This is a genomic window from Cohnella silvisoli, assembly GCF_021190915.1.
GTDB lineage: Bacteria > Bacillota > Bacilli > Paenibacillales > Paenibacillaceae > Cohnella > Cohnella silvisoli.
Map to the genome: position 1 here is coordinate 56,682 of NZ_JAIOAP010000023.1, position 15,976 is coordinate 72,657.

Annotated in this window: 18 protein-coding genes; all 18 read left to right on the forward strand. The window is 47.6% G+C overall.

What is annotated here, in order from left to right; all coding sequences use genetic code 11:
- Positions 1 to 306: 306 nt before the first annotated feature.
- The 18 genes from terS to K7P76_RS30160 all read left to right on the forward strand — a co-directional run bounded on the left by terS (position 307) and on the right by K7P76_RS30160 (position 15,969).
- Positions 307 to 1,071, forward strand: coding sequence for a phage terminase small subunit (gene terS, locus K7P76_RS30075; protein ID WP_232189798.1), 765 nt, complete (start codon positions 307 to 309; stop codon positions 1,069 to 1,071).
- Positions 1,064 to 2,320, forward strand: a complete 1,257-nt coding sequence (locus tag K7P76_RS30080) for a PBSX family phage terminase large subunit (protein WP_232189799.1) — start codon at positions 1,064 to 1,066, stop codon at positions 2,318 to 2,320. The genes terS and K7P76_RS30080 overlap by 8 nt, the downstream gene beginning before the upstream one ends.
- Before the next feature lie 12 nt (positions 2,321 to 2,332).
- Positions 2,333 to 3,772 carry a phage portal protein gene (locus K7P76_RS30085; RefSeq protein ID WP_232189800.1) on the forward strand — a complete coding sequence of 480 codons (1,440 nt, stop codon included), beginning with the start codon at positions 2,333 to 2,335 and terminating at the stop codon, positions 3,770 to 3,772.
- Positions 3,769 to 5,415 carry a minor capsid protein gene (locus K7P76_RS30090; RefSeq protein WP_232189801.1) on the forward strand — a complete coding sequence of 549 codons (1,647 nt, stop codon included), beginning with the start codon at positions 3,769 to 3,771 and terminating at the stop codon, positions 5,413 to 5,415. Before K7P76_RS30085 ends, K7P76_RS30090 begins: the two co-directional genes overlap by 4 nt.
- A gap of 245 nt (positions 5,416 to 5,660) precedes the next feature.
- Positions 5,661 to 6,302, forward strand: a complete 642-nt coding sequence (locus K7P76_RS30095; protein WP_232189802.1) for a phage scaffolding protein — start codon at positions 5,661 to 5,663, stop codon at positions 6,300 to 6,302.
- Positions 6,303 to 6,337: 35 nt separating this feature from the next.
- On the forward strand, positions 6,338 to 7,459 hold the full coding sequence (locus K7P76_RS30100) for a major capsid protein (protein ID WP_232189803.1): 1,122 nt from the start codon (positions 6,338 to 6,340) through the stop codon (positions 7,457 to 7,459).
- Between the two features lie 59 nt (positions 7,460 to 7,518).
- Positions 7,519 to 7,770 carry a hypothetical protein gene (locus tag K7P76_RS30105; protein ID WP_232189804.1) on the forward strand — a complete coding sequence of 84 codons (252 nt, stop codon included), beginning with the start codon at positions 7,519 to 7,521 and terminating at the stop codon, positions 7,768 to 7,770.
- On the forward strand, positions 7,760 to 8,146 hold the full coding sequence (locus K7P76_RS30110; RefSeq protein WP_232189805.1) for a phage head-tail connector protein: 387 nt from the start codon (positions 7,760 to 7,762) through the stop codon (positions 8,144 to 8,146). Before K7P76_RS30105 ends, K7P76_RS30110 begins: the two co-directional genes overlap by 11 nt.
- 2 nt (positions 8,147 to 8,148) lie before the next feature.
- Positions 8,149 to 8,514: an ABC transporter ATP-binding protein gene (locus tag K7P76_RS30115; protein WP_232189806.1), complete on the forward strand. Its 366-nt coding sequence runs from the start codon at positions 8,149 to 8,151 to the stop codon at positions 8,512 to 8,514.
- Complete coding sequence (locus K7P76_RS30120) at positions 8,514 to 8,918, forward strand: HK97 gp10 family phage protein (protein WP_232189807.1); 405 nt, start codon at positions 8,514 to 8,516, stop codon at positions 8,916 to 8,918. Before K7P76_RS30115 ends, K7P76_RS30120 begins: the two co-directional genes overlap by 1 nt.
- A gap of 4 nt (positions 8,919 to 8,922) precedes the next feature.
- Positions 8,923 to 9,354 carry a phage tail terminator family protein gene (locus tag K7P76_RS30125; protein ID WP_232189808.1) on the forward strand — a complete coding sequence of 144 codons (432 nt, stop codon included), beginning with the start codon at positions 8,923 to 8,925 and terminating at the stop codon, positions 9,352 to 9,354.
- Positions 9,351 to 9,551 carry a YqzN/YkzM domain-containing protein gene (locus K7P76_RS30130; RefSeq protein ID WP_232189809.1) on the forward strand — a complete coding sequence of 67 codons (201 nt, stop codon included), beginning with the start codon at positions 9,351 to 9,353 and terminating at the stop codon, positions 9,549 to 9,551. The genes K7P76_RS30125 and K7P76_RS30130 overlap by 4 nt, the downstream gene beginning before the upstream one ends.
- A 1-nt stretch (position 9,552) precedes the next feature.
- On the forward strand, positions 9,553 to 10,869 hold the full coding sequence (locus tag K7P76_RS30135) for a phage tail sheath family protein (RefSeq protein WP_232189810.1): 1,317 nt from the start codon (positions 9,553 to 9,555) through the stop codon (positions 10,867 to 10,869).
- A 1-nt stretch (position 10,870) separates the two neighbouring features.
- Positions 10,871 to 11,335 (forward strand): phage tail tube protein, encoded by a 465-nt coding sequence (locus tag K7P76_RS30140; RefSeq protein WP_232189811.1) that lies wholly within the window; start codon positions 10,871 to 10,873, stop codon positions 11,333 to 11,335.
- 24 nt (positions 11,336 to 11,359) lie between these two features.
- A complete protein-coding gene (locus K7P76_RS30145) occupies positions 11,360 to 11,782 on the forward strand; it encodes a phage tail assembly chaperone (RefSeq protein ID WP_232189812.1) in 423 nt (140 codons plus the stop codon).
- A gap of 237 nt (positions 11,783 to 12,019) precedes the next feature.
- A complete protein-coding gene (locus K7P76_RS30150; protein ID WP_232189813.1) occupies positions 12,020 to 12,541 on the forward strand; it encodes a hypothetical protein in 522 nt (173 codons plus the stop codon).
- A gap of 45 nt (positions 12,542 to 12,586) precedes the next feature.
- Entirely contained in the window at positions 12,587 to 15,301 is a 2,715-nt protein-coding gene (locus tag K7P76_RS30155; RefSeq protein WP_232189814.1) for a tape measure protein, read from the forward strand.
- A complete protein-coding gene (locus tag K7P76_RS30160; protein ID WP_232189815.1) occupies positions 15,298 to 15,969 on the forward strand; it encodes a LysM peptidoglycan-binding domain-containing protein in 672 nt (223 codons plus the stop codon). The genes K7P76_RS30155 and K7P76_RS30160 overlap by 4 nt, the downstream gene beginning before the upstream one ends.
- Positions 15,970 to 15,976 lie beyond the last annotated feature (7 nt).

The window sequence follows — 15,976 nt, forward strand, 5'->3', positions numbered from 1 at the left end:
AAAAACAGGAAATCCAACTCAATTATTTCTGCATAAATGCTGTATATGGACCTTCAAAATCGCCGATGTCGGTGAATTTCTCATAGTATCAGAATTAGCACGAAACCCTGTATTGATGCGGGTTCCCTGGCTTTTCTGCATAATGAGTGTATAAGCAGTTCTTTCAGCGTGAATTGGGGAATTCAGTAATAGCGCGGTATTTCAAGGTTAGCGAGACTTAGATATATGTACATAATCACATGTTTTGTACATATGTCCTTGCATAACGGCTGTATAAAGCTTGGAGGTGGGGCAGGTGATTAGGTAATGTCCAGAAAACAGAGCCCGATTCAAAAGAAAGCTTTCAAAATATGGTGCGAAAGCGGACGACCAAGAAGCTCAAAGGCAATCGCCGAAGCTTTGGGTGTTAGTTCTGAACTAGTTCGGAAGTGGAAGAGTTATTACACATGGGAAGACCAGCCCGATCCACGCCCCGGTGCTCCACGAGGCAACAGAAACGCTAAAGGGAATAAGGGTGGCGATGGCGGCCCCCTGGGGAACGCGAAGGCGGTCACACATGGATTGTTTCGTAAGATTCTTCCAGACGATGACGAAACGCGGGAGATATTCGATGCTACTGAGAATATGTCGCCGCTGGATATGCTTTGGTATCAAATACGAATCACCTGGACAAACATTATGCGGGCACAGAAGATTCAATACGTTAAGGATAAGAACGAAATCATCAAGGAGCTCAAAAAGCAAAAATTCGAGGTTCACAGCAAGGGGCGCGGTAAGGACAAAGAACTCGTCCCCGTTGAAATTGAAAAGGAATATGAATTCCAATTCGCCTGGGATGTACAGGCAACCGGCTTAAAATCACAAGCGGCTGCAAGCACGGCCCTAGCCCGCATGTTCAAACAATATGACGAAATGCTTCGAACGTTGCCGCCTGAAGAGATTCGGGAAGAACACCGTTCACGTATTGAGATCCTGAAGGCCGAAGTGGTGAAGGTCAAAGCAGAGGCAAAGACCATAAATGATGAGGCCGGTCAAGGCCCGGTCATCATAAGGAATGATATCCGTGAGTGAGCCATTACGGAAGGAGATAAGTCTACAGGAAGTCGTCGGCAAAGGGTATAAAGACTTTTGGAACTTCAAGGGTCGTTATCGGGTAGTTAAAGGCGGTCGCGGTAGTAAGAAGAGTGCAACGGCTGCACTTTCCATTATTACGAACATGATGGATTTACCCCTATCCAATACACTTGTTGTACGGAAGACGTTTAACACGCATAAGGATAGCACTTGGGCGCAACTCAAGTGGGCAACGAAACGATTAGGCGTATCAAGGTTTTGGAAATTTAGCAAAAGTCCGCTTGAAGCAACGTTTAAACCAACCGGCCAGAAGATCCTATTTCGTGGCTTGGATGATCCGATGTCCATTACCTCCATCACGGTGGAAGTGGGCTATTTGTGCTTTTGTCTATTCGAGGAAGCCTATCAGATCCTAAACGAAGATGATTTCGACAAAGTGGACATGTCTATCCGGGGAGAAGTGCCGGAAGGCTATTACAAGCAGATCACGATTATATTCAACCCATGGAACGAAAAGTCATGGTTGAAAACGCGCTTCTTTGATCCGGTAGATGATCCGGACATTCTCGCGATAACGACAACTTACCGTAATAACGAATTCCTTGATGACGCTGACCGCAAGCGTTTTGATTGGATGAAGAAAAACAGACCCAAGCGCTATAAGGTCGAAGGTAATGGAGATTGGGGCATCTCCGAAGGCGCGATTTACGAGAACTGGCGAGAAGAAGAATTCAATCCGGATGTAATTGCCAAGCTTCCGGGCTATAAGGCGATATTCGGATTAGACTTCGGATACCGGCATGACCCAAGCGGCTTCGTCGCCGCACTTGTTAATGAGCAACAAAAGAAGCTCTATATCTACGACGAGCATTACGAACAAGCAATGACTAACAGTGATATCGCTGAAATGCTCAAGCGTAAAGGACATACCAAGGAACGGATCATTGCCGACTCCGCAGAACCTAAATCGATAGACGAGTTGTACAGTCTTGGTATCAACCGAATCCGGGGAGCTGAGAAAGGGCCTGACAGTATCAACGTAGGTATCCAGTACCTTGAGCAATACGAAATCATTGTTCATTCTTACCGTTGTCCAAATACAGCAATGGAGCTCGCCTCCTACTTATGGGCACAAGATAAAACGGGTCGTTTCCTCAAGAAACCGATCGACGAATTCAATCACATCATGGACGCGCTTCGTTATGCAATGGAGCAAATACGGCATGGTGCAAATTTCACTTGGTAGGGTGGTGAGACAGTGGGAACGGAAACGGCAGCTATCATAGCCAATTTGGAAGCTAGCGCCCCAATGAACGAACAGGCGATCATTAAGAATGAAATAGAACTCTGGAACAAATCAGAAGCACGCTCTTGGATGATCATTGGCCAACGCTATTATCGTGTCAAAAACGATATCCTGGACCGAAAGCGTATGGTGATCGGCGATGGTGGGATCATGATTGAGGACAAGAACCTGGCTAACAACCATATCACGCATGGGTTCCTTCGTAAGCTCACCGATCAAAAGGTGGGATACCTTCTATCCAAGCCGATGAGCATCAAAACCAAAAAGGCAGAATTTCTAAAGCTTCTGGAAGACTTCTTTAACAAGCGCTTTGCTCAAACCCTGAAAAATCTCGGAAAAGAGGCAGTCAATAAGGGTAAGGCATGGCTACATCCATACTATGACGAGCAAGGCGAATTCCGCCTGATGAAAATTCCAAGCGAAGAGGGAATACCCTTTTGGAAAGATGCAGCACACACCCAATTGGACGCCTTCATCCGTACTTATCCTATTGAGACCTATGTCGGTACCGAAAAGAAGATCATCATTAAGGTCGAATATTGGGATAAGAGCGGGGTTAGGTTCTACATCAATAAAGATGGTTCAATCCTTATTGATCCGGACAAGCCTAGCCAATCCCATTTTAATGTTGGCGATAAGCCATACAACTGGGTACGCGTTCCCTTCATTTGCTTTAAGTACAATGATGAGGAACAGCCGTTGGTTGAATTGATCAAGTCTCTTGTTGACGATTACGACAATAAGAAATCGGACAACTCCAATAACCTAGAAGACTTGCCGAATAGTATTTTCACACTCGAAAACTATGACGGCACAGACTTAGGTGAGTTCCGCAGAAACCTCTCGCAGTATCGAGCGGTCAAGACGCGATCAGGACCTAATGGAGGCGGCGGTAAAGTTGACACGCTCAATATCGAAATCGATACCGAAGCTTTCAAAACTCATGTTGAGATTACTAGGCAAAATATTTATGAGTTCGGTCGTGGAGTTGATATGGCTGCTGAGAAATTCAACGGCGCTACAGGGGTTGCGCTCAAGCAGCTTTACAACGATTTGGATATGGACGGCAATGATATGGAAACCGAGTTTCAAGCGGGCATGGAGAACTTGCTATGGTTCCTAACGCAGCATTTTAGCCTGACCAATAAGGGTGACTACACGAATGAAAGCGTCGATTTCGTTTTTAACCGCGACATTCTCACAAGTGAGACAGATGTCATAACAAACGGTAAAAACAGCGTCGGCATCATTTCCGACAAAACGATCCGGGCTAATCATCCATGGGTAACGGATGCATCCGCGGAAGAGAAGCAGTTAGAGCTTGAGAAACAGCAAACATATGGCGGTCTTGACGACAAACCTACTGATCCTAATAAGGATGATGGCGCATGAAATCGGATGCCTATTGGGGCAAGCGACTCGACGCGCTGAATGAAGCCCAGTTAAACAAGGCTGAGAAATATATTAAGACGATGCAAGATGAATATTCCCGGTCACTAGCAAAGATCGAGAGCGAGACTAGGGCTTGGTATAGTCGGTTTGCGAACAATAATGGCATCATAGATATGGCTGAAGCCCGTAAACTGCTGAATTCAGGTGAGCTGAAGGAATTAAAATGGACGGTCCAGGACTATATCAAAGCCGGTCGGGAAAACGCCGTCGATCAACGATGGATGAAAGAGTTGGAAAATGCTTCTGCCAAGGTGCATATTACACGACTAGAAGCAAAGCAAATCCAGCTTCGACAAGAAATCGAATTGCTTTCAGGAAAAAAGCTAACGAGTGCCGAATCCTTGCTAGGCGGTGTCTACAAAGACAACTATTATAAATCCATCTACGAGCTTCAGAAGGGCATAGGTGTAGGCACATCATTCACCAAGCTAGACAACAACCAAATCGAAAAGATATTGTCTTCTCCATGGGCGCCGGACGGAAAGAACTTCTCTTCCCGCATTTGGAGCGATCGGACAAAGCTTCTCTCAGAAATGACCACTGTCTTGACTCAAAACCTAACGAGCGGTGCGCCGATCGATGAGTTGATAACCAACTTCGCTAAACGAATGGGTGTCTCGCGTGGACATGCTGAAAACTTAATATTAACTGAAGCTGCTTTCTTTTCGGGCCAATCGCGTTTGGACGCTTACAAAGAACTCAATGTAAAAGATTACAAAAATTTTGCGACATTGGATCGGAAAACATCCGATACTTGCCGGAAGATGGACGGCACTGTGTTCCTGGTTTCTGATGCTCAAGCAGGCGTCAATTACCCGCCATTCCACAATCGATGTCGAACCACAACGATCCCTCATTTTGACGGAAACGTACAGGAACGGGTTGCTGAGAGCGAGGACAAGCAAGTCTATAGCGTACCGGGGGATATCACTTATAAGGAATGGGCCGACAAGTACGCTCCGAATGAGGCAGAGTTCTTGCCCAATACGAATCCCATCAAAGCGATAGAGCCGCCGAAAGTGAAGACTGTGGAGCCTATTCCCGGTAGCGTCACTCGCAGATTCAGTAATGCAGTAGAAGCAGACGCCTGGAATGCCGAGGTTGCTCCGCAATGGATATCGAGCCTAACCCGTGACGAGCGAATTGGTATTAAGCTCTACTCGGGTGATTCCTATAACGGGATCAATGAGCGATTAAGGGGCGGCAGTGTTGAAAAATGGGATTCGATTGTTCAGACCATCAGCTCCGCGCTTCAGAAATCCCAATTGCAGGAAAGTATAACCGTTTATCGTGCTGCAGATGATTTATTCTCAATGCCGGTTGTCGAGCTTCCGGGGCATGTCATTACCGAGAATGCATTTATGAGCACATCACTACTCGGAAACCTCTTTGCGAAAAGCGCAATCCAAATGGAGATTGTTGTTCCTAAAGGTGCACCAGGATCTCCGATTATGTGGTTAAGCAGCTACGAGGACGAATACGAATTCCTATTGGATAAAGGGACTCGGTATGTTATTCTGGAAGCAGTTGAGGTAAACGGCATAATCAAGGTCAAAGCGGAGGTGTTGCTCGATCATGAGTAATAAGATAAGAATAGATCGATTCACGTCAACGAAAGACGGCGTCACCATTACCAAACCGGATACAAAGAAATAGTAAGCACTCTCTATTACGCGAGGGTGCTTTTTGTTTGCGCAAAAATCACAAACGTTTGGGAATTTGGTTGGGCTCTTGCTGAGACTGCAAGGGCCTATTTGCTCGTTGTCCGGAGCATCACGGACGCCCAAGGCGGGGTTGCGCCATAAAAACCAATGGGAGCGTGTTTAAAATGAAAAACAGAATCAAAATGAATTTGCAGTTGTTTGCTGAAACGGCAGACCTGAAGTCGTTACTCGGTGAGGAGCTTTACAATCAAGTCACTGCGAAGCTTGGCGACAAGCATAAGGTTGCGATCGTCTCAGACGGGAGTTATATCCCGAAGGAAACGTTCAACCAGGTCAATGAAGCCAAGAAGCAAGCGGAAGCGGATCTCAAGGATCGGGACGGCCAACTTACAACACTTAAGAAGTCAGCAGGCGATAACGAGGATTTGAAAAAGCAGATTCAGACGCTGCAGGACGACAACAAGAAAAAGGATGACGATTACAAGGTTAAGCTGGGTGACCTTGCGATGACTTCTTCCTTACGCCTTAAGCTTGCAGGCCAAGTCCACGATGCCGATCTCGTTATCGGGCAGTTGGATAAGACCAAGATCAAGCTAAATGATGCTGGCGAGATCATCGACGGATACGATGATCAAGTGAAGACGCTTCGTGAGTCCAAGTCGTTCCTTTTCACCGGGGACGCTTCTACGACGCCTAGCGGGATTACGCCTCATGTAGGTGGAGGCGGCAATCCACCTGTCGACACGTCGAAGATGACGGACGAGCAGTTTTTCGCTCACACAATTGCGCTGCAAGAGAAAAAATAATATTTTCGGATAACCCGCACAGGAGGAAATGTTAAATGGCTAACACATATTTGACCGTGCAAGATATTGCGCGAAATGCGCTGCTTAGATTGCGGAACAACTTGGTTACATTACCGCTTGTTCACAGAGACCATTCCGGTGAGTTCAAAAACAAAGGGGACAGTGTTCAGGTAAAGCGTCCTAACACCTTCACCGCGCAGGAATTCAACGGAGCGACAGCGCCGCAGGATATCAATGAATCCGAAGTAACCGTCAAGCTGGACAAGATCGCTGATGTAAGCGTGGATGTCACTTCCAAGGAGCTCACGCTTAACATCAATGACTTTTCCAACCAGATCGTCAATCCAGCAATGGAAGCCATTGCTCAGAAGATTGATAGGGATCTCCTCGGCCTGTATCTGGATATTCCGTACCACGTAGGTACGTCCGGGACCACACCGACCGATCTAACAGCATTCGCTTCAGCTCGCCGACGTCTGAATGTACTCCAAGCTCCGAATTCCCTCCGCTCTGCGATTTGGAATCCGGATGCAGACGAAAAGTTCAGCGTTATTCCTGCGATCGTCAACGCGGAGAAATCCGGGAGCACGGAAGCCCTTCGTGAAGGTTCCATTGGACGAATTCAAGGTCTGGATAACTTCATGGATCAGAACATCTATACACACGCTGCTGGCGGCTACACAGCACTAGCTGATGCTAAAGCAACGGGCGCACTCGGAGCGACTACGATCGCCCTAGCAAGTACAGCTGGCGCTTCTGTCGCCTCGCTGAAGAAAGGCGATCTCTTAGATATCGGAAACTATCAATATGTAGTGACTGAAGATACAGCAAATGCGGTAGCTGGTGCCATCGCGGCTGTAAAGATTTATCCGGGATTGAAAGTAGCAGCGGCAGCAGCGGCGATAACATTTCCCGACAAAACGCCTGGCGCTCACGTTGCGAACCTCGCTTTCCACAAAAACGCATTTGCTTTTGTCAATCGCCCTCTTGCTCTTCCGCAAGGCGGCGCATCCGGATATGTTGCTTCCTTCGAAGGCTTGTCCGTGCGCGTAACACAAGGTTACAGCATGGGAAGCAAAGTCAATCAAATGTCTTTCGACATCCTCTATGGTGTGAAGACACTACAGCAAGAGCTTGCCGTGCAAGTGCTGGGATAATCCAATACGAAGAGCGTTGAGGGGCTTTGTGCCTCTCCAACGCCAGAGGGAGAAATGTTATGAAATGCCAACATTGTGACGAAACGTTTAGCGACTCCGTTATTCCTTATCACGAGGAACGTTGCGAGCAGAATCCGGCGAACTTCCCTGTTGAGCGGGAAGAGGAAAAGGATATCGACAAAAAAATCGAAGACATGACCATTCCGGAGCTGAAGGTTGTTGCAGAAAAAAATAATATCGACATTGGCGGATTAGCCAAAAAGGATGAAATTTTAGCTGCTATTCTGGCGGCGAAACCTAATGGCGATTAATGCGACTGAGATCATTGTCATCGTTAAAGCCAAGATGGGATTACCGGGTAATGAACATGATGCGTTGATCGGTCTTTATGTAGATGAGATCGGTCAGCGCATTTTGAATTACTGTAATCTCTCGGAGATACCGGACGGACTAAAGTATACATGGGTCGCTATGGTATCCGTTGCGCTGACGAAAGAACAGTCATCAGTTCTATTTCCGGCCCCGGTGGTAGAAGAGGCATTCGAAATCAGCATTGGGGATACCTCGGTTAAACAGGTCAAGAATCCCGCAGCACAGGTTCTCGTTCGTCCTTCTGTCGCAATTATCGATGCAGTTGTTTTCGACTACCAGGGAGAGTTGAATAGCTATCGGAAATTGAGGTGGTAAGCGTGATCGACTATAGTAAGCATCGCGCAGCCATCGAAAAGCTGTATGAGGACAAGGCAACTATTAGCCGCTACGTTACCTCTGAGGACCCGGTAAGTAAAAAATCGCGCCAGCAGCTCGCGCCAGTTTTTACGAATCAGCCGTGCCGCTTATCTCAATCCGATCTCGCCAGCAACGGCCAGACAGAGGCGCAGAACAATATTGCTTCCGAGTCCAAGCTTTTCATTGCGCCGGAGCTCTCGATTCAGCAAGGCGATGAGATCGAGGTAACCAAGGGCGGAGTAACACGCAAGTACCAAGCGGGCGAACCGTTCCCGCCTTACCCGACACACCAAGAGGTAAGCCTACAACGAAAGGATAAAGCCTAATGGCTGGCATGGGCAAGTTTGACTTTTCGGAGCTTGAAGCGTATCACAAACGCCTAAAGCAAATGAACGCCGCTTTGCCTGCCTTTCGGATCGAGTGTATCAAGGAGCTTGCGGCACGGCTAATGGCAAAGGTCATTGCCCGCACGCCTGTAGGTCCAACCGGCGATCTCCGGAGGGGCTGGACAATCGGAGAGGTCGTACAAACGGGGACAACTTATGAAGTAGAAATCATCAATGCAGTGGACTACGCTCTGTACGTCGAGTACGGTCACAGAACGCCAGATCATACCGGCTGGGTTGAGGGGCGTTTCATGCTCACGATTTCGGAGGAGGAATTAGAGCGTGAGTTACCTGCCCTCCTGGAGCGAAAGCATCAAGAATTTATGAATAGGTATTTGAGGTGATGCTATGGCCGTTAAAGTCAATGACGTGTTAAACGGCGTGACACGGGCGCTGGCTGAACAATTTCCGAATATGCCGCGATATTGTGAGGAGATCAAGCAAGAGCTTAACGCACCTTGCTTCTTTGTCAAACTCTTCCCCATCGCACAGGGTCGGGGGATTCATCGACGTTATGTTCGTTACTATACCTTTGATATTCATTACTTTCCGGATCCCGATAAGGAAGAGAACGAGGATGCCCATGACATTGTCGAACAACTTTACGACAATATGGAGTATCTTTATGTCGGAGCTTCTCTTTGTCGCTGTTCCAGGATGCGACACGAAATTGTAAATGGGGTCATGCATTTCTTTTTCAGTATTGACATGCAGTTGATCAAACAAATCACGCCGTCGCCATTAATGGAAACGGCAACGATAAAGGAGACGATCAAATGAGTAAACAGGATCAAGATGTCCCCGATCAGGACAACTCTTCAGAGCCAATGTACAGCAAACGCCAGCTGCTCGCGGCCAGCCGATTTACGCCGGTGCAAAAGGACGTGCTGACGGCGGTCCTGACGGACTACGAGCAGTACACGATCGACAAGGCCGAGCGAATGATTGCCGACTTTGAACAAGGGAAGGTGAATTAAAATGGCAGGTGGAACATGGGTAGCACAGAACAAGGTACGTCCTGGCGTATATGTTAATTTCGTTAGCGATGGCGGTGCACTGGGAGCGCTAGGTGAACGCGGCATCGCGGCTATGGCACTGTCTTTGCCGTGGGGGACGAGCAAACAAATCCTCACGATCAATGCGGGTGATGATGTGAGTGAGCTTCTTGGGTACGACATCGCGGCTTCCCAGGTACTCTTAGTACGCGAGGCGCTCAAACGAGCGAAGACGCTGCTCCTGTATCGACTGAATACCGGAACGAAAGCAAGTAAAGCGATCGGCACCCTCACGGCCACGGCCAAGTATGGCGGTGCCCGGGGCAATGATCTGACGATCATCATCCAGACAAATGTGGATGACAATGCGAAATTCGATGTCATCACGATGTTGACCGGCGAAGAGGTTGACCGTCAAATCGTTTCCGCGATCGCCGACCTCACAGCCAATGCTTGGGTGACTTGGTCGGGTACCGGATCGTTGACCACTTCGGCCGGCGCAGCGCTGACTGGCGGTGCAGATGGCACAACGGTTAACGGCGACCATACCGACTTCTTGTCGGCGTTGGAACTGAGGGATTTTCAAACCGTCGCGTATCCGGGGACCGACAACACACTCAAGGGCGTCTATGCTGCGTTTGCGCGGCGGCTGCGTGACACGGAAGGCACGAAGATTCAAGCCGTATTGGAAAACTATCCGACTGCGGATCATGAGGGCGTAATTAGCGTCAAGAACGGCGTAATCCTTTCGGATGGCACTACGCTGACGGCGGCACAGGCGACGGCGTGGGTGGCTGGGGCGACGGCGGCGGCGTCGATTGCGGAGTCGTTGACTTATCGTGGTTACGATGACGCGACCGACGCCAATCCGAGATACACGAACAGCCAGACGATCGCGGCGCTCGAGGCGGGGGAATTCCTCTTTACTGCTTCCGGCGGAAAGGCGATCGTCGAGCAGGACATTAACAGCTTGACGAGTTTCACGCCGGAGAAAGGCAAACAGTTCCACAAAAACCGCGTTATTCGGGTACTGGATGGCATCGGAAACGACTTCAAACGGATCTTCGAGTCCTTCTACCTCGGAAAGGTCAACAACAACGCGGACGGTCGCAATTTGCTGAAAGCGGAGATCATTTCGTATTTGACTTCGCTGCAGGCTGCGAACGCCGTCCAGAATTTTGATTCGCAAACGGATGTCCAGGTCACGATCGGTACCGATTCTGACAGCGTGTATGTCGAACTGAACGTTCAACCAGTGGACGCGATCGAGAAAATTTACATGAAAGTGAAGGTGAAGTAAGATGGCTTTCCTTCAGGCACGCGACACCATTCACGGCCAAGAGGGCCGCGCTTACGCTACGATCGACGGTCAAGTCGAGGAGATGTTTTACATCAAATCGCTAGAAGCATCTGCCGAGAAGCAAAAGACCGAGATTAAGACACTCGGCAAGCGCGGGACCCAGCATAAAGCTGCAGGGTGGTCGGGAACCGGAACGATGACGATTTATTACGTGACGTCTAGGTTTCGTCAACAGATGCTCAATTACATCAAGAATGGCGTCGACACTTACTTCGACGTTCAGGTTGTCAATGAGGACCCAGCATCCGGTGTAGGGAAGCAGACTGTTATTCTTCGGGACGTTAACCTTAACAAAGTGATCTTGGCTAAGTTGGACACGGACAGCGAAGCACTTGATGAAGAGGTAGAGTTTACTTTTGAAGACGTCGACATTATTGATCAGTTTGGCACGCCAACGCTTGGCTAATTAAATCTAGGAGGATAAATCAACATGAGCGATTTGAGTGCGTTTTACTCGCAGAACGTAGCAGCGGAGGAGACGGAGGAATTTGTTGTCTCGGAGCGTTTTAAGGGCAAGGACGGTAGTCCGATTCCGTGGACACTCCGGAGCATCTCAGCCTCTGAGGATGAAGAATTTCGGAAAGCGGCTACCCGTAGAACGAAGGGTAAGGGTGGGCATCAGGTTACTGAAACCGTTACTGAAGAATACTTGGCTAAGGTTGCAGTCGCTTGTGTAACGTTCCCAAATCTAAAGGATTTAGAACTGCAGCGTTCTTACGGCGTATTGGGTGCCGAGAACCTGCTGCGTAAGATGCTCTTGGCGGGAGAGTATGTATTGTTGATCCAGAAAGTGCAGGAGATCAACGGTTACGATAAGGATCTGAACGATTTGATTGAAGAAGTAAAAAACTGATTAAGGAGGGCGATGGCGAAGCGAATTATGCTTACTACGCTCTCCATGAGCTTAAGATTTTGCCACACGACTTGGTGAGGATGAGCCGCCATGAGAAAGCGGCCATCTTCGCTATGATCGATATCCGTGTTGAGAAAGAGCGAAAAGAATCAAACCGAAAAATGAAATAAATTGGATATTGCCTTTTTATCCCGTAATCTGGTAGATTTGGTCTAAAAGATGCGCGGAGGGGTTAATTTGATCAATAAGAGGTTAGCACTATTGATATTTTTATTATTTGTGTTTGTCTTAGTTGGTTGTGTGGCTGAAAATAATGATTCTGAAACTTCAACCCAACCAGCAGCCACAGTGGGAGTAAAGCAGATAATAGATGCGAACGAGTATTTCCGTATATCGGAAAAAGAACTAGTTGCCTTAAAAGGTAAACCCGAATTAAAAGATAGTTGGAATTTTGACAGTTCGAATGGAAAAAAGTATAAGGCAATAACCTATACTTACGATGATGGAAATCAAGAGTACCTTGTGATTGACAGTAAAGTTGTCCGATTCACTTATTACGCTAATGATCAGCTATATACAACTGATGAAAATTTATTCAAACAGTTTGGCATATTGCCAAGTGATGAGATGAAGAAATCAAGCGGCGGAACTACTATCAAATTTAATTCGGTCTCTGAAAAGGTGCCGGAAGTTTGGGTCACAGAAGCAGATAACAAAATCGACACGATAAAAATAACATACGACTTAAGATACTTCTAACGCCCTCTTGGGCGTTTTTTATTTGATTAAAAGCGAGGTGCCGAGATGCCGACAGTCAGCGCGAGCTTACAATTGTTTGACCGCTTTAGCCAGGTACTTAACAAAGCGCATCAAGGCATGGAACGAGTACTCAGCGCGGCCGATCGCGTGAAGCAACAGATTGAGCAGCCTGTTCGGATGGCAATTGATGTGCAAGGAGTATTTGCTGAACTGCAACATATCCAAAACAGGATTGCTACCACCGGCAGTTCTGCTCTGCATGTTATTCTGGACGCCGGGAGCATCGCACAGGGGATGACAGAAATTCAACAGCGTATTCGGTCTGGTTTAACGGACAATGTTGTAGGTGTGACACTGGACCCCTCCAATGCAATTCAAGAAGCGCCAGCAATTCGGCAACACCTGGAACAGGCGGTTGGTCAACTTGAGACCAAAATCAAGTTTGATATACCAGTAGATGAGGAAATTCGAAATCGAATCCACTCATTGTTCGCCGGAGTAGCTCCTTCGGTCACAGTAAGGTTGTTATTTGATCCCAACTACGCCTATCGAGATATCAATGATACAGTTCAAAGGTTGGCAGCGGCTCAGGCTACACTGCACTTGTCGCTTGATGCGAGCGAGGCGCTGGCGGAAGTTGAGCGTCTTAAGCAGCAGATTTCAGCGACAGGATCGTCAGCCTTGCACATCATTATTGATGCAGATGCGGTGACACGAACGCTTTCACAGATTCAAAACCGACTTCGTTCATCTGGTGTCAAAATAATTTTCGACACTTCGACGATACAAGCAGATGCTCAAAGAGTGAGGGAGATGGTGCTTTCCAAGCTCGGCGAAATCAGAATGAGAATTCAAGTTCAACTCCCGACATCGCTGACGGTGATGTTTACGAACATCCAGCGTTTAGTCATGCGATTGCTTGTCGCTGTACGGCAGCTCAGCCGAACGAGTACCGGAACGGCGCAGCTTGAAGCAGCTCTAGAGCGTATTCGCAGATTGGAAGAAAGAATAAACCAACTCCAACAGCAACATAATCAGCGATTGCGTGAAGGTGGTTCGGCATCCAGTGGTCTTTTGAGCAATTTAAAAGGTATAGCAGCAGCTTATTTGTCGATCGCCACCTTGCATAAAGCAATTGATCTAGTTAACTGGGCTGATGCGATAGCAAGCGTTAATACAAGGTTATCAATGATTAACGATGGTACACAAACGCAATTGGAACTCCAACGCAAAGTTATGGCCGTGGCGAATGATACGCGTCAAGCCTATCGAGAGACAGCAAGCATGGTCGCGCAACTCGGGGCATCAACGCAGGGTGTGTTCAAAAATGATAACGAGATACTGGCCTTTTCATCACGGTTTAACAAACTACTCATTACAGGTGGAGCCTCTGCGGAAGATAGTAAAAACGCGATACTTCAAATGACGCAAGCACTTTCAAGTGGTGTCCTGCAAGGTGACGAGCTTCGTTCATTAAGTGAAACTGCACCGATGTTGATGAAGGTATTAGCAGATGGACTTGGTGTCTCACGCGGCTCATTGAAGAAACTTGGAGCGGATGGAAAGCTCACATCAAGTGCTATCGTTCAAGCTTTTTCCAAGCAGGATGCATATATCAATAAGATTTTTCGCAATATGCCCGTTACTTTCGGACAGGCCATGACTCTTGCGAAGAATAAAGCTGCAGGTTGGATCTCAACGCTCAATAGTGCGGACGGACCGATTCGTCGGTTAACTAAGTCTCTTATGAAAATGGTTGACTGGATGGACAGCGCACAAGGACAGAGCTTCTTGAATGGCTTGAGTGTAGGAATAAACATTGTGGCTGATGGGATCGCGGCATTCACTGACTTAATCGTTAATAATATGGACATCGTCAAGAACGTACTAATTGCGATAGGGGTAGTGGTATTGGGACTTGCAGCATACTGGCTCATTATGTGGGCGATTGCGACTTGGCCTGTCCTTGCTATTATCGGAGCGATTGCTTTATTATTAATCGGCTTAAACAGGCTGGGTGTATCCACAAAGCAAGTCGTAGGGTTAGTGGCGGGATATTTTAATGCTGCTTTCGCACAAATTTTCAATAAAGTTGCGTTCATATGGAATATCTTTTTATCCTTCGCCGAATTCCTCGTTAATGTTTTCATTGATCCTGTATATGCGGTGAAGAAACTATTCTACGATATGCTTAAAGAAGTTTCGGGTTTCTTTGATAGTATGATAGGCGGTATTGTCAAAGGTTTGAACTGGGCTATTGATCAACTCAATTGGGTTTCTGGAAGTAACTTAGACCATATCGGCGGGCTTGATAATTCATGGGTAGAAACATTAAAACCTAAAAAATCTGATAAAGACGTTGTAGATTTGTCGAAGTATAAGTTGGATTATAAAGATGTTGCAAAGGCTTTTGAAGATGGTAGAAAAAAGGGCGAGGATGTATTCTCCAAGGCCGCAGATAAGATTAACGATTTAAATCAGGTTGGGGACGCCTGGGCGAGCGGGAACATCAACAAAGTCAACGAGGTCGGCAAGATCAATGACAAGGTCGATATCTCCAGCGAGGACCTGAAGACAATGCGCGAACTCGCTGAAATGAAGAACATTCAGAACTTCGTGACATTGCAGCCGAAGACGACGGTCAACGTCAAGACCGGTCCGGTAAGCAAGGAGGCTGATCTTGACTCTATCATCGCCGGCGTAACTGAGCATCTTGAGGTCGCGATCGTTACCAGTGCTGAAGGAGTGTATTCCGGATGACGCATCGAATTGAATTGAGCTATAACAGCGGTGCCCAGAAACTTGAGTTACCAATTATGCCCGAGAAAATCGAAATTAGTGGCGACGGCGGCGGTAAGGTGTACACGGTTGCCGGACTCGGGGAGATCAATGTTATTAAAGACCGCGGACTAAAGGAGATAAGCTTTGAATCCTTTTTTCCCGCAGCCGATTACCCGTTCCTGCAGCCGAATATTCCATTTAGGCCGCCCGGAGAGTATGTACAGATGATAGAGAGCTGGATGGCAACCAAGCGACCAATCCGGTTTATTTTTGCTGGAGGCTATGAAATCAACACACCGGTTAGTATTGAGTCGTTTGATTGGTCCGAGGTAGCTGGCAGCGGCGGGGATCTGGAGTACAAGATCGATCTGAAGGAGTATCGCTTTTATGCTGCAAAAAAGGTGACGGTAGATACGAATACCGTTTCCATTAACAAGGCCAAGACCATAACGAAGGCACCTGCACGGCCAAATGAGAAGCAGACGCCTAAGACTTATACGCTAGTGGCCGGAGACAACCTGACCAAGGTCGCCCAGAAGGTTCTGGGGGACAGCGGGCGCTGGCAGGAGATCCAGAAGCTGAACGGCATCACGGATGCGCAGCTTAAGATGCTTCAGATTGGCCGAGTGCTGAAAATGCCGTCATAGGAGGAGG

What these genes read in the sequence shown, in the direction of transcription:
- terS (WP_232189798.1), top strand. Translation starts at nt 307, where the DNA reads ATGTCCAGAAAACAGAGCCCGATTCAAAAGAAAGCTTTCAAAATATGG.
- K7P76_RS30090 (WP_232189801.1), top strand. Translation starts at nt 3,769, where the DNA reads ATGAAATCGGATGCCTATTGGGGCAAGCGACTCGACGCGCTGAATGAA.
- K7P76_RS30095 (WP_232189802.1), top strand. Translation starts at nt 5,661, where the DNA reads ATGAAAAACAGAATCAAAATGAATTTGCAGTTGTTTGCTGAAACGGCA.
- K7P76_RS30100 (WP_232189803.1), top strand. Translation starts at nt 6,338, where the DNA reads ATGGCTAACACATATTTGACCGTGCAAGATATTGCGCGAAATGCGCTG.
- K7P76_RS30105 (WP_232189804.1), top strand. Translation starts at nt 7,519, where the DNA reads ATGAAATGCCAACATTGTGACGAAACGTTTAGCGACTCCGTTATTCCT.
- K7P76_RS30110 (WP_232189805.1), top strand. Translation starts at nt 7,760, where the DNA reads ATGGCGATTAATGCGACTGAGATCATTGTCATCGTTAAAGCCAAGATG.
- K7P76_RS30120 (WP_232189807.1), top strand. Translation starts at nt 8,514, where the DNA reads ATGGCTGGCATGGGCAAGTTTGACTTTTCGGAGCTTGAAGCGTATCAC.
- K7P76_RS30125 (WP_232189808.1), top strand. Translation starts at nt 8,923, where the DNA reads ATGGCCGTTAAAGTCAATGACGTGTTAAACGGCGTGACACGGGCGCTG.
- K7P76_RS30130 (WP_232189809.1), top strand. Translation starts at nt 9,351, where the DNA reads ATGAGTAAACAGGATCAAGATGTCCCCGATCAGGACAACTCTTCAGAG.
- K7P76_RS30135 (WP_232189810.1), top strand. Translation starts at nt 9,553, where the DNA reads ATGGCAGGTGGAACATGGGTAGCACAGAACAAGGTACGTCCTGGCGTA.
- K7P76_RS30140 (WP_232189811.1), top strand. Translation starts at nt 10,871, where the DNA reads ATGGCTTTCCTTCAGGCACGCGACACCATTCACGGCCAAGAGGGCCGC.
- K7P76_RS30145 (WP_232189812.1), top strand. Translation starts at nt 11,360, where the DNA reads ATGAGCGATTTGAGTGCGTTTTACTCGCAGAACGTAGCAGCGGAGGAG.
- K7P76_RS30155 (WP_232189814.1), top strand. Translation starts at nt 12,587, where the DNA reads ATGCCGACAGTCAGCGCGAGCTTACAATTGTTTGACCGCTTTAGCCAG.
- K7P76_RS30160 (WP_232189815.1), top strand. Translation starts at nt 15,298, where the DNA reads ATGACGCATCGAATTGAATTGAGCTATAACAGCGGTGCCCAGAAACTT.